Origin of the sequence: Pseudoflavonifractor intestinihominis, assembly GCF_040096055.1 — a bacterium.
In the GTDB taxonomy this organism is placed as follows: domain Bacteria; phylum Bacillota; class Clostridia; order Oscillospirales; family Oscillospiraceae; genus Pseudoflavonifractor; species Pseudoflavonifractor intestinihominis.
Genome location: NZ_JBBMFK010000007.1, coordinates 33,704 through 59,168 on the forward strand (window position 1 = coordinate 33,704; position 25,465 = coordinate 59,168).

A 25,465-nucleotide genomic window follows, 5' to 3' on the forward strand; every position below is an offset into this window, starting at 1 on the left:
GAGGTGGAGAGCAGCGCTCTCCACCTCTTTTTCACACGATTTGCAGTTCTTTCCCGGCGTGGTTGAGCACCTCGCAGCCGTCTTCGGTGACCAGCACCAGGTCCTCGATGCGCACCCCCAGTTTCCCGGGCAGGTAGATGCCCGGCTCCACCGAGAACACCATGCCGGGCCGGAGGGGCGCCATGCTCACCGGGCTGTTGTCTGGGGGTTCATGGCACTCCAGGCCGCAGCCGTGGCCCAACCGGTGGGTGAAGTAGGGGCCGTATCCCGCGTCTTCAATGACCGAGCGGGCGGCACGGTCCACGTCGCACAGCAGCACGCCGGGGCGGATCATGGCCTCGGCGGCGGCGTTGGCGGCCCTGACCGTCTCATAGACCCGGCGGCCCTCGTCGCTGACAGAGCGGAAAAACACCGTACGGGTCATGTCGCACCAGTAGCGGCCGATGGGGTTGAACAGGTCCAGCACCACCGAGTCGCCCGCCTTCAGGCGGGTACCGTTGGGGCCGTGGTGGGGGTCGGCGCCGTTGGGGCCGAAGCAGACCAGCTGCCCCTCAGAGGACCGCTCGCCGCCGTGGTCCCGGAACAGCTGCTCCACCAGGGCGGCCATCTCGTCCTCCCGCACGCCCTCCTTCAGGGCGGCGATGGCGGCGGTGACCACCTGGTCGTTGATGCGGGAGGCGGCGCGGAGGGCGGCGATCTCGTCGGCGTCCTTGCAGGTGCGGGCGTCGTCCACCGGCGCGGAGCCGGGCACGGGGCGCACGTCGGGCCGGGCGGTGAGCAGGGACATGAGAAACTTGCTGGGCCAGAACTTGTCCACACCCAGGGCGCCGGGGGCCAGAGCGGCGCACAGCTGGGCAGTGGGGTCGTCGCTGTCGGTGTGGAGCACCAACTCCAGCCCCTCCTGGGGCTGGAGGGCGAAGAGCTCGTTGCCGAAGAGCACGGGGGCCGCGCCACGGCGGAGATAGAGGGCCAGCATCCGCTCCATGGGCTCCACCCAGTAGCCGGTGAGATAGTAGACCGAGGCGGTGGAGGTGACGATGATCTGCTCCAGCCCCGCCCGCTCCATGTTTTCCAATACACGATCAATCCGCGCGGTATTCACAGAGATCCTTCCTTTTTTTGATTATCTTCCGTATTCGCTCAACAGGTCCAGCAGCCGCCGGACAAACCTGGGCCGGTCCACGTCCAGCACCAGATCGGTGTTGGGGGTGCGCTTGGCGTCGCTGAAGGCGTCGGTGACGGTCTTGCCCCGGGTGTAAGTACCGGCCCGCTCCACGCCCACCCAGCAGTGGACAGAGTGGAACAGGGTGGGGTCAATGGCGCACAGCATGGCGCAGGGGTCGTGCATGGGTGCGCCGGGGGTGCCGTAGGGCACGGCCCAGGACAGCTCCTGACGGCTGAGCGCGGCGCAGAAGGCGGCCTGCACCGTACCGAAGGATTCCAGCTGGGCCACTTCCGCCTCCGTCAGGTGGGCACGGTGGCACACGTCCAGGCCGCACAGGGCAATGGGGATTCCCGCGCGGAATACCATCTCAGCGGCCTCCGGGTCGGCGTAGATATTGAACTCAGCGGCGGGCGTGGCGTTGCCGAAGCAGGCGCCGCCCCCCATGACGGTCAGCTTTTTGACATATTGGGGCAGGTCGGGGTACTTGGCCAGGGCGATGGCCAGGTTGGTCAGGGGACCGGTGGCCACGATCTCCAGCCGGCCTTCCAGCGCCCGGGCCTCCCGGTAGATGGCATCCCAGGCCTTCTCCTCCCGGAGCACGGCCCTGGGCTCGGGCATGGGCCAGCCCATGAGGCCGTCGGCGCCGTGGACCTCGCTGGCCTCCCGGACCTGGCCGGTGAGGGGGCGGTCCGCGCCGGGGTACACCGGGATCTCCTCCCGTCCGCCCAGCGCCAGGATCTTCAGCGTGTTGGGGGCGGTATAGTGCAGAGGCACGTTGCCTGCAACGGGGGTAATGGCCCGGATGTCCAGCTCAGGGGCCCGGAAGGCGGCCAGCAGGGCCATGGCGTCGTCAATGCCCGGGTCGCAGTCGATGATAACGGGTTTCCTGTTCATGCCTGTCCCTCCCCATAGGTTTTCACAGCCGCCACCAGCAGGTCGGCAAAGCCGTCCCGGTCCACGCCTGTGATGACCCGGGCGTTGGGGGCGGCGGCGGTGATGTGGTACCGGTCGCCCACGGTGGCGCCCCGGGTGTAGTCCCCGGCCACCTCGATGTCCACGTGCATCTCCTCCACGGTGAACAGCTCCGGGGCCACCAGAGCGGCCACGGCCACCGCGTCGTGGACGGGGGCGCCGGCGTAGCCCTTCTCCCGGTGGAAGCGGTAGAAGAACGCCAGCCACTCCGCCACGATCAGGGCCACCGGGTTGCCCACGGAGCGCACCCGTTCAAAGTCCTCGGGGAAGATGAGGGCCTTTTCCGTCACGTCCAGCCCGGCCATGGTGATGGGTACCCCGGAGCGGAACACGATGTCGGCGGCCTCCGGGTCCACCAGAATGTTGAACTCGGCGGCAGGGGTCCAGTTGCCGTGGGAGATGCCGCCGCCCATGAGGGAGATGCCGCCGATCTTCTCCTTCAGCTCCGGGTGGGACAGGAGCAGGGAGGCCACATTGGTCAGGGGCCCAGTGGGCACCAGGTACACCGGCTCCTTGCTCTCTGCCAGAACCTTTGCCATCAGCTCGGCGGCGGAGCAGGACAGCGGCTCCCGATCAGGCTCGGGCAGGGCGGGGCCGTCCAGCCCCGACTCCCCGTGGACGCTGGGGGCCGCCATGGGCTCGGCCACCAGCGGGCCGGGGCGGCCCTTGGCCATGGGCGCGTGGATGCCCAGCAGCGTCATGACCCGCAGGGCATTGTAGGTGGTCTTTTCGATGGTCTGGTTGCCGCAGACGGAGGTGATACCTCTGATGTCCAGGGCGGGCGAGGCCTTGGCCAGCATCCAGGCCATGGCGTCGTCATGGCCCGGGTCGCCGTCCAGCAGGACGGGGATCCGGGCGGGAAGATTCCAGTGGATTGACATGATGTTCCTCCTTAAAAGCCGTAGGACTGGCACAGGGCGCTGAGGGCCTGGGGCGTCTTTCCGGCGGAAAAGGCGGCCGCCTCCTCCGGCGTGCGCCCCTCCTCCAGCACCAGATGGGCCCCCAGCCGCTCCGCGCGCTTGCCCAGGGCGTCTCCGGCCCTGTTCTCCCGGGCGATCATGATCAGGTAGAGGGTGGTGAAGAGCCTGTCCGCCCGCACGCTGTCCCCGGGAGCGGCGGTGTAGGCGGAGGAGAGGCGGGCGATGAGCTCCAGCACGGCGTCATTGGGGAGCAGATCCCCGCGGGCGGGCTTGGCGCCCACCGCGCCGTACACAGTGACAAAGTCCGCCATGACCTTGTCCCGGCCGTACCGCTGGGCCAGCTCCGAGAGCCGGACAAGGCAGCTTCCGCTGGTGGGCCGCCGGGTCCAGAGAAAAACCCGCTCCTGGACGCACCAGCGTCCGTCCCTGTCCTCGGTGAAGCCGATGCTGGTGCCGCCGGGAAAGGATTTCACAATCTCAAAGGCCATAGAGCGCCCTCCTCTCTGTGAGGTAAGTATAGCAAAGTGGGGGCGGGTGTAGCAAGGCCTTTCTCCCAGGGGGAGGAGAGAAGGGGAAAAAGGCTTGCGCTGTGAGAAGCGGGCGTGATAGAATAATAGCCCGGTAAGAGGCTGTGCCCAGGCATGGCGGGAGAAAAACGAGGAAATGGGGGAACGGGGATGCTGAACATTGCCATCGTGGAGGACGACCCGCAGGCCGCGGGGCTGCTGGTGTCCTATCTGGACCGCTACGCCCAGGAGCAGGGGCTCGTCTGCAACAGCGTTATTTTCAACGATGCGCTGGACTTTCTCACCGGCTACAAGGCCAGCTTCGACCTGGTTTTCATGGACATCGAGCTGCCCGGCCTGGACGGCATGGAGGCCGCCCGCCGCCTGCGGGAGATGGACAGAAGCGTGATCCTGATCTTTGTGACCAACATGGCCAACTTTGCCGTGAAGGGCTACGAGGTGGACGCCCTGGACTTCATCGTCAAGCCGGTGACCTATTTTCCCTTTTCCATCAAGCTGGACCGGGCGGTCAAGCGGCTGGAGAGCCGCCAGGAGCGGGAGCTGGTGGTGCCCACGGAGAACGGTGTGGTGTGCCTGAAGTGCTCGGAGGTGACCTACATCGAGGTCATGCAGCACCAGGTGACCTACCATACCAGGGAGCGCAACTACACCGGATACGGCTCTCTGAAGAAGATCGAGCCCCTTCTGCCGGAGAAGACCTTTGCCAAGTGCAACAGCTGCTACCTGGTGAATCTGCGCTATGTCCGGCAGGTGAAGGACTTCAGCGTGCTGGTGGGGGAGGACTGGCTGGCCATCAGCCACGCCAGGCGGAAGCCCTTCCTCAGCGCGCTCAATGAGTACATCGGGAGCATTGAATAGCCATGTATGAAGTGACCCAGCTGTTCTGGTACAAGTCGGTCTTTATGGCCGAGATTCTGGCGGCCGAATTTCTCTTCACCTTCCGCCTGAAGAAAAAGGACCACTACCCCGTCCGCTTTGCCCTGGCGGCCCTGCTGTGTATGGCCGCCTCGGTGGCCGCGCCCATCTTCGGGTACAACGCCCTGTACAGCTCGGTGCTCTTCTTCGCCCTGTTCGCCGTGTCGGTGGGGGCGCTGATGCTGTGCTTCCGGGAGCCCTTCCTCCACGTGTTCTTCTGTGCCGTGGCGGCATACACGGTGCAGCATATCGCCTTTGAGCTGTACAACTTCATTGTGGTGGTCACCGGCCTCAACGCCGGGCTGCCTGTGGAGGTGTACGGCGAGAGCGCTGCCCGGCTGTCCGGGCTGTTCCTCACCCTGGTGTACGTGGACGCCTACTGCATCGTCTACTGGCTCATGACCATCACCTTCGGCTCCATGATCCGGAAAAACGAGGACCTGCGCATCCGCAGCACCTCCATGCTGGTGCTGGTGGCCCTGGTGGTGCTGGTGGACGTGGTCATCAGCGCGGTGGTCACCTATTACAGCTACGAGAACAACAACTCCTTCTACGTGAGCGTGGCCTCCATCTACAATATCCTCTGCTGCCTCCTGGCCCTGTACGTCCAGTTCTCCCTGCTGTCCAAGCGGCAGCTGGAGCGGGAGCTGGACACGGTCAACAGCCTCTACGAGCAGGAGAAAAAGCAGTACGACATGTTCAAGGAGAACCTGGACTTCATCAACGTCAAGTGCCACGACCTGCGCCACCAGATCCGCCAGATCGGCCGGAGCAGCTCCCTGGACGAGGCGTCCATCCGGGAGATGGAGGACGTGATCTCCATCTACGACTCCGCGGTGGAGACGGGCAACAAGACCATCGACGTCATTCTCACCGAGAAGAGCCTCATGTGCAACAAGAACCACATCAAGCTCACCTGCATTGTGGACGGCGGGGAGATGTCCTTCATGGCCGAGCAGGACATCTACTCCCTCTTCGGCAACGCCATCGACAACGCGGTGGAGGCTCTCTCCCAGGTGGAGGACGAGGAGAAGCGGGTGGTGGGCATCATCGCCAAGCGCAAGGGCATGTTCGTGTCCCTCCAGTTCTACAACTACTGCCCCCAGACGCCCCAGTTCTCCGGCGGCCTGCCCGTCACCACCAAGGCGGACAAGCAGTACCACGGCTTCGGCATGAAGAGCATCCGCATGATCGCCCAGAAGTACGGCGGCGAGATGGATATCTCGGTGGAAAATCAGGTGTTCAACCTGAGGCTGCTCTTCCCCCTGGAGTAGCCGAGAACAGGAATATGCTGCAAAAACGGGCAGTTATGTCAAAACGGTTGCACCGTGCCCGAGCCCCTTTGTATACTGTGTGCAAGGTTCGCGGAGGGCGCCATCCGCGGAAACATATCAAAGGGGGATGAAATGAAATGAAAAAGAAGCGGATGTCCAACCGCCGTTTTATGGCCATCCTGATTCCCATCATGGCCATCGTGCTTGTGACACTGATGATCTGCAACCTGCTGGCCCTCAACTACCGGGGCCTTATCTCCACCTTCTTCAACCACAGCACCTACAAGATCGTGGAGACCGGCGAGTCCACCGAGGACAGCACCTACTATCCCTGCGACTTTGACACTGAGGAAGAGCTGACCGAGCACAGCGGCCAGGTGGCCGAGACCCTGGAGGCCGAGGGTATGGTCCTCCTGGAGAACAACGGCGGCCTGCCCCTGGCCAAGGACAGCAAGGTGAGCGTGTTCTCCGTCTCCTCTGTGAACATGGTCTACGGCGGCACCGGCTCCGGCAGCGTGGATACCACCACCGTGGCCGACCTGAAGACCGCTCTGGAGTCCGCCAGCCTCACCGTCAACCCCACCCTGTGGGACTTCTACCAGCAGAAGAGCGCCGACGGGTACACCCGCAGCGCCCCCAACTGGCGCGGCGGCCAGTTCTCCATCAACGAGGTGCCCTGGGCTGATGTGGAGTCCGCCGCCGGCAGCTCCTTCGCCGACTACGGCGACGCGGCCATTGTGGTCATCTCCCGCTCCGGCGGCGAGGGCTCCGACCTGACCGCCGTCAACTTCGCCGAGACCGAGGGCGTGGAGGGCAACTCCGGCAACTACCTGGAGCTGAGCACCGAAGAGGCTGATATGCTCGCCGCTGTCAACGAGCAGTTCGACAACGTGGTGGTGCTCATCAACGCCAACAACGCCATGGAGCTGGGTTGGCTGGCCGACTATGACAACATCAAGGCCGCCCTGTGGATCGGCGGCGTGGGCCAGACCGGCCTCTACGCCGTGGCCGACGCCCTGGTGGGCGACGTGGTGCCCTCCGGCCGCCTGGTGGACACCTACGCCTACGACGCCTCCAGCTCTCCCGCCGCCCAGAACGCGGGCGCCAACTTCTGGATCAACAACGGCTTCTCCAACGAGTCCGACCAGTACATCGTGTACGCCGAGGGCATCTATGTGGGCTACCGGTACTATGAGACCCGGTACGAGGACGCGGTCATGGGCACCGGCAACGCCGGCGATTACGACTACGCCTCCACCGTCCTCTACCCCTTCGGCTACGGTCTGAGCTACACTCAGTTTGCCTACAGCGACTTCTCCATGGAGGAGAATGACGACAGCTTCACCGTGTCCGTGACCGTCACCAACACCGGCGACACCTACACCGGCAAGGACGTGGTCCAGGTCTACTTCCAGTCTCCCTACACCCAGTACGACATGGACAACGGCGTGGAGAAGGCCTCCGTGGAGCTGTGCGGCTTTGCCAAGACCGACGCCCTGGCCCCCGGCGAGAGCCAGACCGTCCAGATCGACGTGCCCAAGGAGCAGCTCAAGTCCTACGACTACCGCACCGCCAAGACCTTCATCCTGGACGCCGGCGACTACTACTTCACCGTTGGCACCGACGCCCACGACGCCCTGAACAATATCCTGGCCGCCAAGGGCTACACCACTGCCGACGGCATGACCGCCGACGGCGACGTGTCCATGACCGCCAAGTGGACCAACGCCAGCCTGGACACCACTACCTACGCGGTGGACAGCGCCACCGGCACCGCCGTCACCAACCTGTTCGGCTATGCCGACATCTCCAGCTATGATGAGTACTCCGACTTTGTCTACCTGAGCCGCAGCAACTGGGTGGACACCTTCCCCGTGGCCTTCTGCGACAGCACCGACGAGACCACCGGCGAGCACTACATCGACCTGCCCCAGGAGATCATCGACGCCCTCCAGCCCCAGTACACCGAGGACCAGGATTCCTACACCATGCCCGCCTCCGGCGTCACCCCCGAGGTGCAGCTGACCCTGGCCGACTTCATCGACGTGGACTATGACGACCCCGCCTGGGACGAGCTGCTGGACACCATCAGCCCCGCCGACTTGATCTACATGGTGCGCATGGGCGGCTACGGCACCCCCAGCCTGGACTACATCCTCAAGCCCGCCACCGTGGAGAAGGACGGCCCTGCCGGCATCTCCGCCACCCTGGTGGGCGGCACCCAGGGCATGGCCTACCCCACTGAGGTGGTCATCGCCTCCACCTGGAACACGGAGCTTGCCTATGAAATGGGCGTGTCCGTGGGCAACGACGCCATGTACGCCAACATCCAGGGCTGGTACGCCCCCGCCATGAACATCCACCGCAACCCCTACAGCGGTCGTAACTTCGAGTACTACTCCGAGGACGGCTTTATCAGCGGCCAGATGGGCGCCAACACCGTGCTGGGCGCCCAGAGCAAGGGCCTGTTCTGCTACGTCAAGCACTTCGCCTTCAACGACACCGAGGGCGTCATCGACGAGACCAACGGCATCAAGGGCTCCAAGGACGGCATCGCCACCTTCTTCAACGAGCAGGCCGCCCGTGAGCTCTACCTGGTGCCCTTCGAGGCCGCGGTGAAGGAGGGCCACACCTACGCCATGATGAACGCCTTCAACCGTGTGGGCGTCAAATGGTGCGGCGCCAGCCATGAGCTGCTCACCGACCTGCTGCGGGACGAGTGGGGCTTCAACGGCCTGGTCATCACCGACATGGCCGGCCTGCCCGACTACATGGACATCAAGGCGGGCCTCCAGGCCGGTACCGACATGTGGATGAACACCAGCGAGGACCTGTACAACATTGACGGCTACCAGAACGACCCCCAGATCATGACCTACCTGCGCAACGCCGCCCATGACATCTGCTACACCGTCAGCCACAGCGCCGCCATGAACGGCCTGTCCGCCAACTCCACTATTGTGGACATCATGCCCCTGTGGATGACCTGGATGGTGGCCCTGGACGTGGTGGTGGGCGTGCTGATCGTGGCCGGAGTGGTCTGGATTGTGGTCCGCGGCAAGGACCAGAAGAAGAACCCGGACAAGTACAAACAGTAATGCCACCGCAAGACAATACAATTTGAAATCAAAAAATCCCCGCCGGCGCAGCGCGCCGGCGGGGATTTTTGATGGATTCAGAGCAATCAGCCCTTGAGCAGGTCCAAGTCGCAGTCCTTGGCGGTGCTCTTCCGGATGGCGGCCCGGAGGGGGAGCACGGCGGAGGGGCTCACGCTCAGCTCGTCAATGCCCATGGCCAGGAAGGTGGGCAGCAGCTCCAGGTCAGCGCCCAGCTCGCCGCAGATGCCCACCCAGATGCCCGCCTTGTGGGCGGCGTCGGCCGTGGCCTTCAGGGCCCGCAGCACAGCGGGGTGGTGGGGGTCAAAGAACCGGCCCAGGTCGTTGCACTGGCGGTCGCAGGCCAGGGTGTACTGGGTCAGGTCGTTGGTGCCCACGGAGAAGAAGTCCACCAGCCCGGCCAGCTCCTCGGCCATGAACACCGCCGCCGGGGTCTCGATCATGATGCCGATCTCCGTGTCCGGGTTGAAGGGGATACCCTCCGCCTTCAGCTCGTCCATCACCTTCTGGCAGATGGCGCGGCACTCCTTGACCTCCCACACGCTGGTAATCATGGGGAACATGATGGCCACCTTGCCGTAGGCACTGGCCCGGTAGAGGGCGCGCAGCTGGGTGCGGAACACCTCAGGCCGGTTGAGGCAGATGCGGATGGCCCGCAGGCCCATGGCCGGGTTCTCCTCCTTGTTGAGGTGGAAGTAGTCCACCTGCTTGTCCGCGCCGATGTCCAGGGTGCGGATGACCACCCGCTTGCCCTTCATGGCGGCGGCCACCTGCTTGTAGGCACGGAACTGCTCCTCCTCGGTGGGGTAGTCGTCGGCGGCCAGGTAGAGGAACTCGGAGCGGAACAGGCCCACGCCCTGGCCGTCGTTGGCGAGTACAGCGGGCACGTCCTCGGGAGAGCCGATGTTGCAGTAGACCATCATCTCCCGGCCGTCCAGAGTCACGTCCTTCTGGCCCACCATGCTGCGCATCAGCTCCCGCAGCTCGGCCTGCTTCTGCTGCCGGGCCTCCAGGCCGGCCAGGGTCTCTCCGTCCGGGTCCAAAATCACCTGCCCGGTCTCGCCCACGATGTAGGCCTCTTTGCCGTCCAGGTCCTCGCTCAAAGCCTCGCCCAGGCCGCACACGGCGGGGATGCCCATGGTGCGGGCCAGAATGGCGGTGTGGCTGTTGCCCGAGCCGCCCCGGGTGGCAATGGCCAGGATCTTGCTCTTGTCCAGCTGGATGGTCTCGGAGGGGGCCAGGTCGTCGGCGGCCAGGATCACCGGCACCTCCGAGTCGATGCCACCCTGGGCCACACCGGTGAGGATGTTCACCAGCCGGCCGGTCACGTCCCGCACGTCGGCGGCCCGGGCCTGCATGTAGGGGTCGTCCATAGCGGCCAGCATGGCGGCAAACTGCTCCCCGGCCTGCTGAGCGGCGTACTCGGCGGTGTACCCCTCCTCCAGCTGCTCGTCCATGGCGCCGGTGAAGTCCTCGTCCTCCAAAAACATGGCGTGGGTCTCAAAGAGGGTGGCGGCGTCGTCGCCGGCCTGGGCACGGGCCTTTTCCGCCATCTCCTCCAGCTGCTCCATGGCCTGGGCTCTGGCGGCCTCCAGCCGCGCCCGCTCCGCGGCGGGGTCCTGGGCGAGCTGCTGCTCCACCACGGCGCTGGCCCGGTGATAAAAGCAGAGCGTACCCTGTTCGATGCCCTTGGACACGCCCTGGCCCTGTAAGATCTTCATATGCTGTGCTCCTTTCCGAAATGAAAGCAAAACCGCCCGCCGCCCCGGAGGGACAGCGGGCGGGACGCTGAACCTGTCTATTTACAATTTACAGATTGGTCTTGAAGAACTGCTCCATAGCGGCAATGGCGGCGTCCTCGGAGGGGCCCTCGGCCTCCACGGTGATGGAGTCGCCGGTCTTGACGCCCAGGCCCATCAGCTTCATCAGCTGGGTGCCCTTCACGGTCTTGTCCCCCTTGGTCAGGGTGATGGTGGTGTCGGCAAACTCCTTGGCGGCCTTGACCAGCAGGCCGGCGGGACGGGCGTGGATACCCAGGGGATCCTGAATGACATAGGTAAAGCTCTTCATAACAGCAAGACTCCTTTTTATGTTTTATTTCATATGGGATTACATCTATTGCTTCAGAGCGGCGGAGTTGGTCCGCCCCTCTGTGTCGAACACGCGCTGCACATGCATGGCCAGGTAGCCGATCTCCGCCTCGTCCACCTGACGGCCCAGGGTGCGCTCCAGCTGGCGGCAGATCTGCTCGGAGATGTCAAAGGCCCGGGGGCAGGACACCCGCATGATGTGGTTGACGTCCATGCTCAGCCGCTCGCCCTTCAGGAGCCGGGCGGCCATGTATTTGATGTGGCTCATCAGCCGGTTGTAGGACAGGGAGTTGACGTCCAGATTCACGCCGGTGGCCTGCTGGACCAGGTCCACGCACGCCCGGATGATGCCCGCGGTCTGCATGGCCTGGGAGACCTGCATGGACTCCAGGGAGGAGTGGATATGCAGGGCGATGTAGCCCAGCTCGTCGTCGCTGAACCGGAGGCCGGTCTGCTCCCAGATCACGTCTCCGCCCCGGCGGGCCACCTGAAACTCGTCGGGGAAGAGGGCCTTGATGTCCGGTGTCAGGGGGTTGCCGATGGGGGCGTTTTTCCGGATACGCTGGGCGGCAAAGGCGATGTGGTCGGCCATGGGGATGAGGATGCTGGTATCCACCTGGCCGAAGGTGTTCTTGGCGTCCAGAATGATGGTGTTTGCGATATTGAGGTAGAGCGGATCGATGCGCTTGACCAAGTCCCTGGGGTTGCCCCGGTCGCACTTCTGGGAGAGCTGGTACACCGTGGCGTCGGGGGCAAAATCCACCCGCTCTCCCGGCTTGCGGCCAAAGCCCACCCCCTTGCCCATGACCAGATTCTCCTGGTTGTCCTCCTGGTTCAGGGCCAGGACGGTGTTGTGGTTGAGAACTTTTGTAATGCGGTACACACGCTCACGCTCCTACACAGATAACGCGCTTGTTTTATCAGGACTCGTAGATATCCAGGGCCAGCAGATCCTCGCCGTGCTCCACGTGGCCGGCCTTCAGCAGCCGCAGCTCCTGGTTGTCCTCCATGGAGGTGAAGAGCACCGGGGAGGACACGGAGGTGGCGTTCTCCCGGATGAAGTCCAGGTCGAACTCCAGCAGGCGGTCACCCTTCTTCACCTGGTCGCCCTCCTTGACCAGGGCGTGGAAGCCCTGACCCTTGAGGGCCACGGTATTGATGCCCACGTGGATGAGCATCTCCACGCCGTCCTCCAGCTCCAGGCCGATGGCGTGGTTGGTGTCAAAGACAAAGCTGATGGTGGCGTCGCAGGGGGCGGTGACCACGCCCTCGCAGGGGATGACGGTGGCGCCGTCGCCCATCATCTTCTCGGCAAAGGCCGGGTCGGGGGAGGCGGTGATGGGGGCGGACTCCCCGTGGAAGGGGCTGCCGATGACAATGGTCTTGACCAGGGCGCCGTGGGCTGCGGGCGCCGCCGGGGCGGAGGACTCAGCGGGGGCGGCCTCTACGGCGGGGGCGGCCTGCTGGGCCGCGCCGCTGCGCAGGTAGTCTTCCAGGTTGGCCTTGATGATATTCACCTGGGGACCGTACACCACCTGGACGCCCTGGCCCTTCTGGACCACGCCGGCCGCGCCGGTGGACTTGAGGATGGCCTGATCCACCTTGCCGCCGTCCACGACGGTGCAGCGCAGGCGGGTGGCACAGCAGTCCACGTCCTTGATGTTGGCCGCGCCGCCCAGGCCCTGGGCGATGGCGGCGGACACCTGGTCGCCGCCGGCCTCGCCGGCCTTCCGGGCGTTGTAGTCAGCCTTGGTGTACAGCTTGGTCTCCTGATCGCCCTCCTCACGGCCGGGGGTCTTGAAGTTGAACTTCTTGATGAGGAAGGAGAACAGGAAGTAGTACACCAGGAAGAAGACGATGCCCAGGGGGATGATCAGCAGCCAGCTGGTCTTTTCGTTGCCCTGCAGGATACCGAACAGGGCCAGGTCGATGAAGCCGCCGGAGAAGGTGAGGCCCACGGTGATGTTGAGGATGTGGCACAGCATGTAGGCAAGACCTGCAAAGACCGAGCTGATGACGAACAGTACGGGGGCCACAAAGAGGAAGGAGAACTCCAGGGGCTCGGTGATGCCGGTGAGGATGGAGGTGAGGGCGGCGGAGAGGAGCAGGCCGCCCACCTGCTTTTTCCGTTCCGGCTTGGCGCAGCGGTACATGGCCAGGGCCGCTCCGGGGAAGCCGAAGATGTAGAGCACGAACTCACCGGTGAAGCACCAGGTGCCCGCGGTGGAGAAGTGGGTGACAGTGGGGTCGGCCAGCTGGGCGAAGAAGATGTTCTGAGCGCCGGATACCACGGTGCCCGCCACCTCCATGGTGCCGCCCACGGCGGTCTGCCAGAAGGGCAGGTAGAACACGTGGTGCAGGCCGAAGGGGATGAGCAGCCGCTTGATCATGCCGAACAGGAAGGTGCCGAAGTAGCCGGAGCTGTACACCACCATGCCCAGGGCGTTGATGCCCTCCTGAATGGGCTGCCAGACAAAGAACATGAGGATGCCCACCAGGGCAAAGACCAAGGTGCTGATGATGGGCACGAACCGGGTGCCGCCGAAGAAGGAGAGCACCTGGGGCATCTGGATCTTGTAGAACCGGTTGTGGAGGGCGGCCACGCCCAGGCCCACGATGATGCCGCCGAAGGCGCCCATCTGGAGGGAGGTGATGCCCAGCACCGAGGCGGTGGAGCCCTCCAGCAGGTTTTCTGTGCCGCCGGTCAGGGTGATCATGGCGGAGATGGCCGAGTGCATCACCAGGAAGGAGACTGCGGCGGCCAGGGCGGCCACTTCCTTTTCCTGCCGTGCCATGCCGATGGCCACGCCGATGGCGAAGATGAGGGGCAGGTTATCAAAGATAACGCCGCCGCACTTGCTCAGAACCGAGAAGATGAAGTAGGGGACGGTGCCGGGGCCCATGACCCCCAGCAGATTGTAGGTGGCCAGGGTGGTCTCGTTGGTGAACGAGCTGCCCAGGCCCAGCAGCAGTCCTGCCACCGGCAGGATGGCGATGGGGAGCATAAAGGACCTGCCCACCCGCTGCAGTACGCCGAAGAATTTTTCCCTCATTGTGCTACCTCCTGATCACATAGTGCGATTTGTTCCTGCCGGCCGCTCTACGCGAAAAAAGCACTAACCGACAACTATTACATATCACGTTAACATGTATGCAATAGCAGAAGGTTAGTGCCTGTTGCCAGTAACACACCTATATGGAACTTAACTCGGCCAAAGAGTAGCATAAAGTATGAAAAATGTCAATCTCTCCGGGAGGTTTTCAACTTTATACACAAAAACGATGGGCTCAACTTGTCTAAAACGCGGAATGAACCGGAAATGAAATACTGGCAGTCCGTCCAGAATGGGAAGGACTGCCAGTTAAAGCCGTTTGTGGGCATACCAGACCGTCCAGATGAGCAGGCCGCCCATGGCCAGCAGGGCGAGGGCGACGGCGCAGTCGAACGCCATCAGACACAGCTCCCAGGGGGCGGGAGCAGACTGAATGAGGGACCCGGGCGCGGCGCCCTGCATGAGATTGGAGTTGACCAGGGTGTAGCACAGGTCTCTCACCGCTCTGCGCAGCAGCAGCTGGCTGTCGGGAGACTGGCTGTCGGACAGATTGAGTGCCGTGCCGGAGGAAGTGGACATGAGCAGGTCGCACCCGGCCCGGAGGAGCCGGTCCACCTGGCTGTCGCTGCCGCTCAGGTGCATATCGGAGAGAATGGTACCCTGAAAGCCCCACTCCCCCCGGACCACGCCGGTGAGCAGGGCGGGGTTGGCGGCCGACCACAGGGCGCCCACGGCGCAGTCCCCCGCCATGAGAAAGTCGCCGGCCCGCATGGTGCGGGTGCGGGTGACGCCGTCCTTCTCGCCAATGTAGCGGATGGTCTTGCGGGATGTCTTGAGGGCGATCTCATAGGGCCGCAGATAGATCTCCCGCAGGGCCTGTTCGGTGAGCCAGACGCAGGTATGGGGATTCTTGTGGGCCTCCGTGTCCATGAGGACAAAATGCTTCGCCGCGCAGCTCAGACCCGCGTCCCCTGCGCCCGAGATGACCCGCGCCCCCAGCATGCCGGAGAGCAGAGGATCTTCGCTGAAATACTCGGAGGAGCGGCCGCCAAAGGGGGTGCGGCGGATATTCAGCCCGGGGGCATACCAGCCGTTGATGCCGGAGAGCAGGGCCTCCTGGCCCACCATATAGCCGAAATCATACATCAGCTCCGGATTCCAGGCGGCGGCCATCACCGGCGCGGCGGGGTAGCCGCACACGCCCTTGATCCAGTTCTGGCCGTTGACGTCGGCCAGGGTGAGCCCCTGAGGGCCGTCGTGTTCCACCGACTCCGGCTTGCCGATAGCGGGGAGAGCGCCGGTGCCGTAGGCGGCCTGGAAGAGGCACAGCCGCAGCGCCTCCGGGTCGTCATAGGTGAGCTGGTCCAGCAGCAGCGTCCACATAGGGTCCCAGTACCGCTTGCCCCGCAGGTCGGCCAGCACCAGGCCGTTTTCCGCCCCTGAGATGGGAGCGGAACCCGTCTCGTGTTCCCCGCTGCCGGCAGAGTCCGGCTTGGTGGTGTCTGCGGCGGTGATCCAGGCTCTGACCGTATCGGAGGCGGCGCGGTCGGCGTCCGTGGGCGCGGTGGGCTGGGTCCCGGCCCAGTCGGCCCGGGAGAGGCATACCGCGCCGCTGACAGCCGGATCGGACATGTAGGCGTTGAGCTGCTCAAACTGGTTGACCGCGGCCTGTCCGCCGCTGCTGGGGAGAGACAGGGGGTCCCCGCTGTCGTTCAGCTCTGCCTGGGCGTCCAGCTCGGACTGGCGGGGGTTGCTATTGTCATACCAGATGGTGCCTGGCACTGCGGTGGTCCGGCTGTCCAGCACGTCGTGGGAGTTGGCCCGGATGGAGATGACGTACGTCCCCGCCTCCAGCATGTAGCAGCCGGTGGAGCCGTCGCCGTTGTCCCGGGTATAACAGTAGGAGGCTATGTCCTCCTTGGAGAAAGAGAGGGAGACATCCTGATACTCCCCCGGGGCCAGCAGATCTGTCTTGGCGAACTGGACCAGCGCAGCGGTGGACTTCTCAACGGCGTATTCCCGGTCCAAATCGGTGTAGGGCGGGGTGAAATAGACCTGGACCACCTCTTTCCCGGCATAGTTTGTGCCCGTGTTGGTCACCCGGACGGTGAGGGAGATATCCTCGCCACGGTCGGAGAAGTTCATGATCTCCTGGGAAAAGGAGGTGTAGCTCAGGCCGTAGCCAAAGGGGTAGAGCACGCCGGAGACAGGGTCATAATAGTCCCCCAGAAAACCGGTATCCCAGGCAGTCTCATAGTACCGGTAGCCCAGATAGATGCCCTCCTCATACTCCCGGAAGGGGGCGCCTGCATGCTCCTCCCAGCTGTCCCGGTTGACCAGAGTGGTGTCGGCGTTGGTGTAGACAAAGGCGTCGGAGCCGTCGTCCTGGTTGGCGAAAGTGGGAGACCGCTTGAAATCAGCGGCCCACAGGTCGGGCAGCCGCCCGGAGGGATTCACCTGGCCGGAGAGGACCCGGGCCAGGGAGCCATAGCCCGTGCTGCCCGCGCCGCCCAGCCAGACGATGGCGTCAACGCCGGGGTCGTTTTCCAGTTCCGATACCTCCATGGGCGAGGAGGAGGCCAGCACCACCACGACCCCATCGCAGTTGGCCTTGGCAAAGGAGATGAGGGCCTGCTCGGCAGTGGTGACGGCCAGCATATGGGGCGTGCCGTCATCGTAGACCGAGACGGAGGCGTCACAGTCCTCGCCGGTCTGGCGGCCCAGAAACACCACGCCCACCGTGCCGGCGCAGGTGTCCGCCAGATCCGTGTAGACGTCGGGGGAGAACTCGTAGAGAATGGTCCATTTTCCGGGGGCCTGGAGCGGCGTGGCGGCGGTCAGGCTGGGATTCTCCTCGATCTCCTCGGAGGCCCCGGCGGCCTGAAAGAGCCGCTCCTCCAGGGCAGTGTTGAGGGAGGAAAAGATGGTGCGCAGCCCCTGGGCGGGGCTGATTGTGTGGGCCCCGTCGTCGCCGATGGCGGAGGAGCCGCTGCCGCCGTAAAAGGGCCGGCAGTACCGCAGCCCAAAGGGAGAGAGGGCGGCGCTGTCCGACAGCGGGAGAAGGCCGTCGTTTTTCAGCAGCACGATCCCCTCGTCGCTGATCTCTGCGGACAACTCCTGGGCGGCGGCCAGGGACTCGGACTTGGAGCTGTACGCCTGGGTGTAGTAGTCCGCGTCCAGCGCCTCCGCCTGTTCCAGGGGCTTGACCGTCCGTGCGCCTCTGCCGAACAGGCTGTTGAGAGTGGAGGCGTTGGCGTACATGCCGGCAGTCAGGGTGCAGGATAGGGCCAGCAGCAGGGCCATAATGGGCAGCAGGGTACGGCGCAGCCTGCTGATCTTTTCTCTTGTCAGATTTTTCATGGCGGGACCTCCCTGGTCTCCGGCTCAGACGGCCTGGCCGCCGCCGGAGAGCGGCAGAAGAATGTTCAGGTTGAAGATCTGGTCCCGGGCGTCAAAGGAGATGCTGCCGCCGTATTTCTCCACGATCATCACCATGCTCTTCACGCCGAAGCCGTGATAATTCTTGTCCGTCTTGCTGGTGACGGGCAGGCCGTGCTCCATGTGGACGTCGCCGCTGTAGTAGTTGTGGGAGTTGATGGACAGCAGCTCCCCCTCGGCCCGGATGGTGACGCCGATGACCCGCTTGTCCTGCTCCAGCTGGATCACGGTCTGGATGGCGTTGTCCAGTATGTTGCCGAAGAGGGAGTAGATGTCCGGGTCGCTCATGAAGCCCAGTTTGGCCCCGTCGGCCATATAGCTGATAAAAATACCGTTTTTCTGGCAGTACAGGCTCTTTTCAGCCAAGATGATGTCCAGGGCCTGGTTGCCCGTCTTGACGATGGAGTCGTAGATGGAGATAGTCTCCTCCATCTCCCGCAGGGCGGCGGGGTCGATGGCGGCCTGCTTGCTGATGTTGTGGATCTGGTGCTTCATGTCGTGGCACTTCATGTTGATGAGGTCAATGGTGTCCTTGGAGATCTGATACTGCTTCTGCTCCTGGCGCCGCATCTGGTTGACTACCTCCAGCTCATCCTCCAGAGACTTGCTGAGCAGCAGGCTGAACTGGAGGACCAGCACCGAGATACTGCAGATGATGTTGGTCAGGGAGCCGGAAAGGTAGTACACCAGGTCCAGGCTCTCATACTTGCGGTAGACCACAAAGGCGTTGAGGATGATCTCCACCAGCAGGATGAGCACCAGCAGAGCCAGCAGGGCTGGGCTTTTGATGGTGATGACCTCGTCCTTTTTCAGCCTCCGGCCGAAGATCTGGTACAGGCACCAGTACACCAGGGCGTAGACCTCTACAAAGATGAGGGCGGAGAAGGGGCTGATGTCCACAGTGCTGTCGCTGTAGAACTGGGCGGCGTGCTCAAAGCCGCCCAGGGTGGTGGCCAGGTCGTAGCACACCGAGGCCAGGTGCTGGATGGTGTACCCCGCCGCGGTGCAGAACAGGCAGGCGCGCCAGCTGATGTCGTAGCAGAACTTGGACAGCAGGATGGACAGCAGAAAGAACAGGGAGAACATGAGGGAACTGTACAGGGCGGTATAGCTGAGAATGGGGAATACGGCCACCAGCAGGAACATGGCGGCCATGCCGAGGAGCATGCGCAGGGGGAATTTTGAGCGCTTTTTCTGCCGGAAGAGAAACAGCGCCTCGGCGATGAGGAGAGCCGCAGTAAAGACCAGCTTATAGAGAAAGAGATTGGTCAGCTGAAACATCATATTCCACCGCCCAGATAGTCGTTGAGGGCCTGAACAAAGGCCTTCCGCCGGGGACGGCTGATCTGCAGCTCGTCCCCGTCCACAACGGCGGTGTAGCCCCGGATGGCCTGGACATAGTTCAGGTTCACCAGATAACAGTTGTTGCACCGCACGAACATGGGGCTGTTGAGAGTGGCCTCGGCGTCTTTCAGGTTGCCGTAGGCGTGGATGGGGCCGTCGGTGGTGTGGTAGACCATATTGTGGCCGGAGATCTCGATGTACTTGATGCGGGAGGCGGACAGGCGGAGGATCTGATCCGAGAGGGAGATGACCACCTCGGTGTCCCGCCGGCTGTTGAGCTTGTTGAGGGCCCGCTGGAGCTTGAGGGCGAAGTTGGAGTAGCTCACCGGCTTGACCACAAAGTCAAAGGCGTCCACCTCATAGCCCTTGACGGCAAACTGGGCCATGTTGGTGACAAAGATCAGCGTCACCGACTTGTCCAGCTCCCGCAGCCGGGCGGCGGCCTCCATACCGGTCATTTTGGGCAGGCCGATGTCCATGAGCACCAGGTCATAGATGGGGCGGTATTTGCTCAGAAATTCCTCGCCGCTGGTAAAATAGGTCACCTTGAAGGGTACGCCCCGCTCCTCGGTGTAGCGGGCGAAGTGCCTGCGCAGGGCCTCCGCCTCCGCCGGGCTGTCCTCCACCACGGCCACGCTCCTCATCATCTTTCTCTCCACGTCTCTCCACACTCCTCATTGACTGCGGCAGTTCCCCGTACTTTGCCAGTATTATAGCACAGACTGCATCTGTGCGGATGAAGGCAAAATCTGGGGGGATAGGCCGCAGAACGGTTTCTAACCTGTGCTGTGCACACCGTGCCCGTTCTCATATGTTATTATAAATAAAAAATAAATAAATGTCGCCCCTTGGAATGTGCAGTTTGTGTGGTGGGAATGACAGTCTGTGTGATTTGCTGGAATTCCGGATGTCGGTCGTGCTATAGTGCAGTCACGGAAGCTGAGGCGGGCGGCGGAAGCGCATAACATCCCGGGAGGTGCCCCCGCCCCGGAGAGATGGAATTTGACTGATTGGAAAGGAGAACAAGAATGAAAGAGTACGCGAAGAAAGCGGCGGCTGTCCTTCTTGCGGGCACCATGCTGCTGGGCGCGGTGAGCGGCTGCACCCAGGATACACCCACCGGAAACGGTAGCCCGGCCCCCAGCGGCAGTGGAGCTCCCGAAGCCAGCCAGACCACTGGCTTGGAGTACCCCGTCACTCCTGAGGAACTGGGCTCCGGCGAGGTGAAGTGGTCTGAGGAGAAGACCGACGACGGCTGGATGAAGGTCACCAATACCGATGGAGAGACCCTGGGCTACTCCCCCGACTCGGGTGTCAGCCTGATTCAGGTGGACGGCTATGCCTTCAAGGACCTGAATAAGAACGGCCAGCTGGACGCCTATGAGGACTGGCGGCAAGATGACGACGCGCGGGCAGAGGCTCTGACAAGCGAAATCCCCATGGAAATGGTTCAGGGCCTGATGTTTTTCTCCTCCATGTACAGTTTTGCGCAGGACGGTAGCGATGCGTTTGACACCAATGGGAACAGCTTTAAAGCTATGATGGAGGAGCAGCATATCCGCAATATGCAGAACTTCGCTTCCGCTGGCTACGATGTCGGTATCCAAGCCACTTGGAACAACAATGTGCAGGCGTACGCGGAGAGCCTGGACTATGGTATCCCGGTAAACGTTAGCTCCAACAGCATCTCCCTGTCCGGCTGGGCCGGCCCTTTGACTCTGGCCGCCACTTTTGATCCTGATTATGTCCAGTCCATATATCAGATGCAGGGCCGTCAGTACAGCGCTCAGGCGGTTACCACGCTGCTTGGGCCCCAGGTCGACCTGACTGCCGATCCCCGTTGGCGTCGGATCGCCAGTGGCGACGGTACCTTCGGCGAAGACCCCGCCCTGTCCCGCGATATGAGTAAAGCAGCTATCAGCGGCCTCCAGTCTACCTATGATGAGGACGGAAATGACCTCGGCTGGGGCAATGACAGTGTCGTTACCATGATCAAACATTTCCCGGGCGACGGTTCCGGTGAATCCGGCCGTGAATCCCATGACGATTGTGGAAAGTATGCCGTCTATCCCGGAAATGGCTTTGAGACCGCTCTGATTCCTTTTATTGACGGCGGAATGAATCTGGACAGCCTGACTGGTGAGACCGGCGCAGTCATGACCTCCTACTCCATCGCCTGGAGTGATGATGGGTCTCTGGGTGAGCTGGTGGGCAGCGCTTTCAGCGAGTACAAGGTTCAGCTGCTGCGTTCTTATGGTTTCGATGGCGTTATCTGCACTGACTGGGGTGTCCTCTTTGACTTGAATGATCCCACCGCGTTTGTCAAGGCCAAGCCCTGGGGTGTCGAAGATCTGACTAAGGGTGAGCGGGCGTACAAGGCTATCAAGGCCGGTATAGACCAGTTTGGCGGAGTGAATGCAATTGACCCTATTCTGGACGCATATCAGCTGGGTGTGGAAGAGATGGGGGAGGAAGCTGCAGACGCCCGTTTCCGCGAATCTGCCCGCAGAATCCTGAAGCTGGAGTTCCACGCCAATCTGTTTGACTACCCCTATCTGGATGTAGCCGAATCCCGGGAAATATCCAATAGTGAGGAGGCAGCCGAGGCGGCCCGTGAGAGCCAGCTCAAGTCTATCGTGATGCTGAAGAATAAGAATAATGTCATCAAGGCTTCTGAGAGCGAAGAACTCCCCACTGTGTACATTCCTCTCCAGTACAGCTCCGGTGCTTGGAGCTTGCCCGTGGAGCAGAGTGTGGCCGATCGTTACTTTACTGTTGTCACTGATACTGTAAAAGATCCCTCCGGCCCGGCGGATAAAAACGGCAACCCCACCTATACTGAGGAGGATATTGTCCGCGCTTCTACCAGTGAGTTGGCGGCCTGTGACTATGCGCTGGTTATGGTCAACAGTCCCGAAAATACCACCAGAGGCTATGACAATGAGACCGGAAAGTACGTCCCGCGCTCCCTCCAGTACGGCCCCTATACCGCTAACTCCGCCAGCGTCCGCACGGAATCTATTGCGGGCGACATGATTGAGCAGAAGGTGGATACCACCTACGGCGTGGTCACTTCGCTGGTTAAGGAGAACCGTTCCTACTACGGTGAGAGCGCTCAAATCAATAATGCCTCCGATCTGGATGCCATTCTATATGCCGCTGAGAATATGCCTGCTGATGCACCTGTCATTGTGGCAATTAATGCTCAGAATCCCATGATATTCTCTGAGTTTGAGGATAAAGTGGACGCAATCCTGATGGGCTTTGCCATTGACAACGAGTATTTCCTGGATATCGTCACCGGTAAGGTGGAGCCCACTGCACTGCTGCCCATGCAGATGCCCGCCAACATGGAGACAGTTGAGGCCCAGCTGGAGGACGTGCCCCGGGACATGGAGTGCCATGTGGATGCCGCCGGCAACACCTATGACTTCGGCTTCGGTATGAACTGGTCCGGCATCATTCAGGACGAGCGTACCGAGAAGTACTGTGTGCCGCCGTTGACTGAGCCCGAGACTCAGCCTGTGTCGGCTGAGGGGTAATATCCTTACCCAAAAAGTTCAAAGATTTTCTTTGAACGGCTGCCCCGCCTGAACCGGACTTGCAGAAATAAGAGCAGAGGGGAGCGGTTCCGCCGCCTCCCTCTGCTCTTTTTATGCCCTAAAGGCTTTCACAAAAAGGAGGAAAGCACAATTTATGCAAGAAAAACGCGTAAAAAAGAAAATGAGCAACAAAAAATTCACCGCCATCTGGACCGTGGTCCTGGCCCTGGTGCTGGCGGTAGCGGTGAATATCCTGACCAGTATCTTCAAGGGCTATGTGGACCTGTATCTGGGCGGCGGCGATATCATCATCACCAAGACCGAGGGCTCCGAGGACTGGGAGAGCGAGTATTACACCCTGGACTACCAGTCCACTGAGGACATGCAGGCGGCGGCCGACGCCCTGGTGGAGGAGATAGAGAGCGAGGGCATCGTGCTGCTGAAGAACAACGGCGCCCTGCCCCTGGCCACCCCCGCCAAGGTGACCCTGCTGGGCCGTGACGCCGCTGACCCGGTGTACGGCGGCTCCGGCTCCGGCTCCGTGGATCTGAGCACTGTGGTGGATCTGCGCACCGGTCTGGAGCAGGCCGGGTATGAGATCAACGACACGGTCTACTCCATCCTCAGCGGCTACGCCGCCTATAAGGAGGAGACCACCGCTCTGGGCGCCAGTCGGGTCTACGATCACCCCAAGGGCGTCATCGCCATGGACAAGCCGGAGGATTCCTCCTACTACATCGGCGAGATGCCGGTGGAGAACTACACCGCCGACGCGGTCTCCAGCTTCTCGGCCTACGGCGACGCCGCCATTGTGGTCATCGGCCGGGGCGGCGGCGAGGGCGGCGACCTGACCCAGGACATGGAGGGCTGGGACGACAACTATACGAACGGCCAGCACCAGCTGGAGCTCAACCAGGACGAGAAGGACATGCTGGCCCTGGCGGAGGAGCACTTTGACAAGGTCATCGTCCTCATCAACGCTTCCACCTCCATGGAGCTGGGCATTCTGGAGGACGATGAGAATGTGGACGCCATTCTGTGGGTTGGTTCCCCCGGGCAGACCGGCTTCAACGCCGTGGGCGAGGTGCTCTCCGGCACAGTGAACCCCTCCGGCCGGACCGCGGACATCTACCCCGCCGACTTCACCCAGGACCCCACTTTCGTCAACTTCGGCCACTACCAGTACGAGAATATCAGCGCCTCCAACGCCAGCGGCGTGGGCACCTTCGTCCAGTACGAAGAGGGCATCTACGTGGGCTACCGGTACTACGAGACCGCCGCCGTGGAGGGCTTCATCGACTACGACCAGGCCGTTGTCTACCCCTTCGGCTACGGCCTGAGCTACACCACCTTCGACTGGACCGTCACCAACCAGGAGCTGGGCGGCGTGGACGGCAACATCACCGTGGACGTGACCGTCACCAATACCGGCGACCTGGCGGGCAAGGACGTGGTGGAGCTCTACTACTCCGCCCCCTACTATGCCGACCGGGGCATTGAGAAGTCCAGCGTGGTGCTGGGGGCCTTTGCCAAGACCGGCCTGCTCCAGCCTGGCGAAAGCGAGACCGTCACCCTGACCCTGGCCGTGGAGGACATGGCCTCCTACGACTACAAGACCGAGAAGGCCTATGTGCTGGATGAGGGCGAGTATCTCATCACCCTCCAGACCGATTCCCACAATGTTAAAGAGGGCTGTGAGCCCATCTCCTACACCCTGTCCTCCCGCACCGTGTTCAGCGGCGACGACCACCGGGCCTCCGACCACGCCGCCGTCACCAACCAGTTTGACGATGTGTCCGCCATGTTCACCGACACCCCCACCGAGGGCTGTGCCCTGAACATGAGCCGCTCCGACTTCGCCGACACCTTCCCCACCGCGCCCACCGGCGCGGACCTGACGGCCAGCGACGCGGTCATCGAGGGCTACCAGGCCTATAAGGCCGCCGACCACCAGGACCCGGAGGCGGAGAAGCCCACCACCGGCGCGGACAACGGCCTGTCCCTCATCGACCTGCGGGGCCTGCCCTACGACGACCCCTCCTGGGACCTGCTGCTGGACCAGATGGAGGAGAAGGACATGGTCAAGCTGGTGCTCAACGGCATGTACGCCACCGTGGAGATGTCCTCCATCGGCAAGCCTGCCACGGAGGACTACGACGGCCCTGCCGGCATCAACTCCTACATGACCTCTCTCAGCTGCACCTCCTACCCCTCCGAGGTGGTCATCGCCTCCACCTGGAACGCCGACCTGGCCTACCGGATGGGCGTGATGGTGGGCAACGAGGCCATTGACAACGGTGTCACCGGCTGGTACGCCCCGGCCATGAATATCCACCGCAGCCCCTTCGGCGGCCGCAACTTCGAGTACTACTCCGAGGACCCATTCCTCTCCGGTGTGATGGGGGCGGCCACCGTGTCAGGCGCCGGCAGCAAGGGCGTCTACTGCACCATCAAGCACTTTGCCGTCAACGACCAGGAGACCAACCGGGTCAACAACGGCGTCAGCTCCTGGGTCAACGAGCAGGCCATGCGGGAGATCTACCTCAAGCCCTTTGAGTACACCGTGAAGAATGCGGCCCAGACCGTGAACTATATCTCCGACGAGCTTGGCACCATGTCCCAGCAGGAGATGGCGGGCTGTACGGCGGTGATGAGCTCCTACAACCGGCTGGGCGCCACCTGGGCCGGCGGCTCGGAGGCCCTGATGCAGACCGTACTCCGGGACGAGTGGGGCTTTGAGGGCCTGGCTATCACCGACTTCGACCTGTATGAGTACATGTATCCCGACCAGGCCATTGCCGCAGGCACCGACCTGATTCTGTCCACCGACGCCATGAAGGGGTTGGAGGACACCTCCAGCCCCACGGCGCTGAACAACCTCCGCGAGTCCTGCCACGACATTCTCTATACCGTGGTACACTCCAATGCCATGAACGGCATCGTACCCGGCACCATCATCTCCTACACCGCCGCACCCTGGGAGACCGGGCTGATGATTGCCGACGTGGTGGTGGCCGTGCTGCTGGTGGCAGGCGTCGCCTGGGTCATCATCCGGGTGAAGAAGAACAAGAGCTGAACAGAAAAACGCAAAAAAAGAGCGCCTGCACAG

At 62.7% G+C, this 25,465-nt stretch carries 16 protein-coding genes; 5 read left to right on the forward strand and 11 right to left on the reverse strand.

What is annotated here, in order from left to right; genetic code table 11:
- Nucleotides 1–31 precede the first annotated feature (31 nt).
- The 4 genes from WMO64_RS05735 to WMO64_RS05750 are packed head-to-tail and all read right to left on the reverse strand — an operon-like array spanning nucleotide 32 to nucleotide 3,545.
- Nucleotides 32–1,102: a M24 family metallopeptidase gene (locus WMO64_RS05735; protein WP_349231320.1), complete on the reverse strand. Its 1,071-nt coding sequence runs from the start codon at nucleotides 1,100–1,102 to the stop codon at nucleotides 32–34.
- Nucleotides 1,103–1,123: 21 nt separating this feature from the next.
- Complete coding sequence (locus tag WMO64_RS05740) at nucleotides 1,124–2,059, reverse strand: nucleoside hydrolase (protein ID WP_349231321.1); 936 nt, start codon at nucleotides 2,057–2,059, stop codon at nucleotides 1,124–1,126.
- Nucleotides 2,056–3,018, reverse strand: coding sequence for a nucleoside hydrolase (locus WMO64_RS05745; protein ID WP_349231322.1), 963 nt, complete (start codon nucleotides 3,016–3,018; stop codon nucleotides 2,056–2,058). The genes WMO64_RS05740 and WMO64_RS05745 overlap by 4 nt, the downstream gene beginning before the upstream one ends.
- 11 nt (nucleotides 3,019–3,029) lie before the next feature.
- Nucleotides 3,030–3,545 carry a DUF7004 family protein gene (locus WMO64_RS05750; RefSeq protein WP_349231323.1) on the reverse strand — a complete coding sequence of 172 codons (516 nt, stop codon included), beginning with the start codon at nucleotides 3,543–3,545 and terminating at the stop codon, nucleotides 3,030–3,032.
- 189 nt (nucleotides 3,546–3,734) lie between these two features.
- Between WMO64_RS05750 and WMO64_RS05755 the strand changes: the two genes are divergently transcribed.
- From WMO64_RS05755 to WMO64_RS05765, 3 genes are all read left to right on the forward strand, one after another.
- Nucleotides 3,735–4,442, forward strand: a complete 708-nt coding sequence (locus tag WMO64_RS05755; protein WP_349231324.1) for a LytR/AlgR family response regulator transcription factor — start codon at nucleotides 3,735–3,737, stop codon at nucleotides 4,440–4,442.
- Nucleotides 4,443–4,444: 2 nt separating this feature from the next.
- Nucleotides 4,445–5,773: an ATP-binding protein gene (locus WMO64_RS05760; protein ID WP_294519449.1), complete on the forward strand. Its 1,329-nt coding sequence runs from the start codon at nucleotides 4,445–4,447 to the stop codon at nucleotides 5,771–5,773.
- A 137-nt stretch (nucleotides 5,774–5,910) separates the two neighbouring features.
- Complete coding sequence (locus WMO64_RS05765) at nucleotides 5,911–8,871, forward strand: glycoside hydrolase family 3 N-terminal domain-containing protein (RefSeq protein WP_349231325.1); 2,961 nt, start codon at nucleotides 5,911–5,913, stop codon at nucleotides 8,869–8,871.
- A gap of 86 nt (nucleotides 8,872–8,957) precedes the next feature.
- Here the strand turns inward: WMO64_RS05765 and ptsP are convergent, their stop codons facing one another.
- From ptsP to WMO64_RS05800, 7 genes are all read right to left on the reverse strand, one after another.
- Nucleotides 8,958–10,610 (reverse strand): phosphoenolpyruvate--protein phosphotransferase, encoded by a 1,653-nt coding sequence (gene ptsP / locus WMO64_RS05770; RefSeq protein ID WP_349231326.1) that lies wholly within the window; start codon nucleotides 10,608–10,610, stop codon nucleotides 8,958–8,960.
- Between the two features lie 88 nt (nucleotides 10,611–10,698).
- On the reverse strand, nucleotides 10,699–10,959 hold the full coding sequence (locus WMO64_RS05775) for an HPr family phosphocarrier protein (RefSeq protein ID WP_294519442.1): 261 nt from the start codon (nucleotides 10,957–10,959) through the stop codon (nucleotides 10,699–10,701).
- A gap of 45 nt (nucleotides 10,960–11,004) precedes the next feature.
- Nucleotides 11,005–11,862 carry a PRD domain-containing protein gene (locus WMO64_RS05780; RefSeq protein WP_349231327.1) on the reverse strand — a complete coding sequence of 286 codons (858 nt, stop codon included), beginning with the start codon at nucleotides 11,860–11,862 and terminating at the stop codon, nucleotides 11,005–11,007.
- A gap of 37 nt (nucleotides 11,863–11,899) precedes the next feature.
- Nucleotides 11,900–14,032: a PTS sugar transporter subunit IIABC gene (locus tag WMO64_RS05785; RefSeq protein WP_349231328.1), complete on the reverse strand. Its 2,133-nt coding sequence runs from the start codon at nucleotides 14,030–14,032 to the stop codon at nucleotides 11,900–11,902.
- Nucleotides 14,033–14,341: 309 nt separating this feature from the next.
- Nucleotides 14,342–17,392, reverse strand: coding sequence for a glycoside hydrolase family 3 C-terminal domain-containing protein (locus WMO64_RS05790; protein ID WP_349231329.1), 3,051 nt, complete (start codon nucleotides 17,390–17,392; stop codon nucleotides 14,342–14,344).
- A 24-nt stretch (nucleotides 17,393–17,416) separates the two neighbouring features.
- Nucleotides 17,417–18,754 (reverse strand): ATP-binding protein, encoded by a 1,338-nt coding sequence (locus WMO64_RS05795; protein ID WP_349231330.1) that lies wholly within the window; start codon nucleotides 18,752–18,754, stop codon nucleotides 17,417–17,419.
- Complete coding sequence (locus WMO64_RS05800; RefSeq protein WP_349231331.1) at nucleotides 18,751–19,473, reverse strand: LytR/AlgR family response regulator transcription factor; 723 nt, start codon at nucleotides 19,471–19,473, stop codon at nucleotides 18,751–18,753. The genes WMO64_RS05795 and WMO64_RS05800 overlap by 4 nt, the downstream gene beginning before the upstream one ends.
- A 369-nt stretch (nucleotides 19,474–19,842) precedes the next feature.
- On the opposite strand from WMO64_RS05800, the gene WMO64_RS05805 reads away from it, so the two are divergent.
- A complete protein-coding gene (locus WMO64_RS05805; RefSeq protein WP_349231332.1) occupies nucleotides 19,843–22,356 on the forward strand; it encodes a glycoside hydrolase family 3 N-terminal domain-containing protein in 2,514 nt (837 codons plus the stop codon).
- A 154-nt stretch (nucleotides 22,357–22,510) separates the two neighbouring features.
- Nucleotides 22,511–25,432: a beta-glucosidase gene (locus tag WMO64_RS05810; RefSeq protein WP_349231333.1), complete on the forward strand. Its 2,922-nt coding sequence runs from the start codon at nucleotides 22,511–22,513 to the stop codon at nucleotides 25,430–25,432.
- Nucleotides 25,433–25,465 lie beyond the last annotated feature (33 nt).

Coding starts and splice junctions, on each gene's coding strand:
- WMO64_RS05740 (WP_349231321.1), bottom strand. CDS start 2,059: ATGAACAGGAAACCCGTTATCATCGACTGCGACCCGGGCATTGACGAC.
- WMO64_RS05745 (WP_349231322.1), bottom strand. CDS start 3,018: ATGTCAATCCACTGGAATCTTCCCGCCCGGATCCCCGTCCTGCTGGAC.
- WMO64_RS05750 (WP_349231323.1), bottom strand. CDS start 3,545: ATGGCCTTTGAGATTGTGAAATCCTTTCCCGGCGGCACCAGCATCGGC.
- WMO64_RS05755 (WP_349231324.1), top strand. CDS start 3,735: ATGCTGAACATTGCCATCGTGGAGGACGACCCGCAGGCCGCGGGGCTG.
- WMO64_RS05760 (WP_294519449.1), top strand. CDS start 4,445: ATGTATGAAGTGACCCAGCTGTTCTGGTACAAGTCGGTCTTTATGGCC.
- WMO64_RS05765 (WP_349231325.1), top strand. CDS start 5,911: ATGAAAAAGAAGCGGATGTCCAACCGCCGTTTTATGGCCATCCTGATT.
- ptsP (WP_349231326.1), bottom strand. CDS start 10,610: ATGAAGATCTTACAGGGCCAGGGCGTGTCCAAGGGCATCGAACAGGGT.
- WMO64_RS05775 (WP_294519442.1), bottom strand. CDS start 10,959: ATGAAGAGCTTTACCTATGTCATTCAGGATCCCCTGGGTATCCACGCC.
- WMO64_RS05785 (WP_349231328.1), bottom strand. CDS start 14,032: ATGAGGGAAAAATTCTTCGGCGTACTGCAGCGGGTGGGCAGGTCCTTT.
- WMO64_RS05790 (WP_349231329.1), bottom strand. CDS start 17,392: ATGAAAAATCTGACAAGAGAAAAGATCAGCAGGCTGCGCCGTACCCTG.
- WMO64_RS05795 (WP_349231330.1), bottom strand. CDS start 18,754: ATGATGTTTCAGCTGACCAATCTCTTTCTCTATAAGCTGGTCTTTACT.
- WMO64_RS05805 (WP_349231332.1), top strand. CDS start 19,843: ATGAAAGAGTACGCGAAGAAAGCGGCGGCTGTCCTTCTTGCGGGCACC.
- WMO64_RS05810 (WP_349231333.1), top strand. CDS start 22,511: ATGCAAGAAAAACGCGTAAAAAAGAAAATGAGCAACAAAAAATTCACC.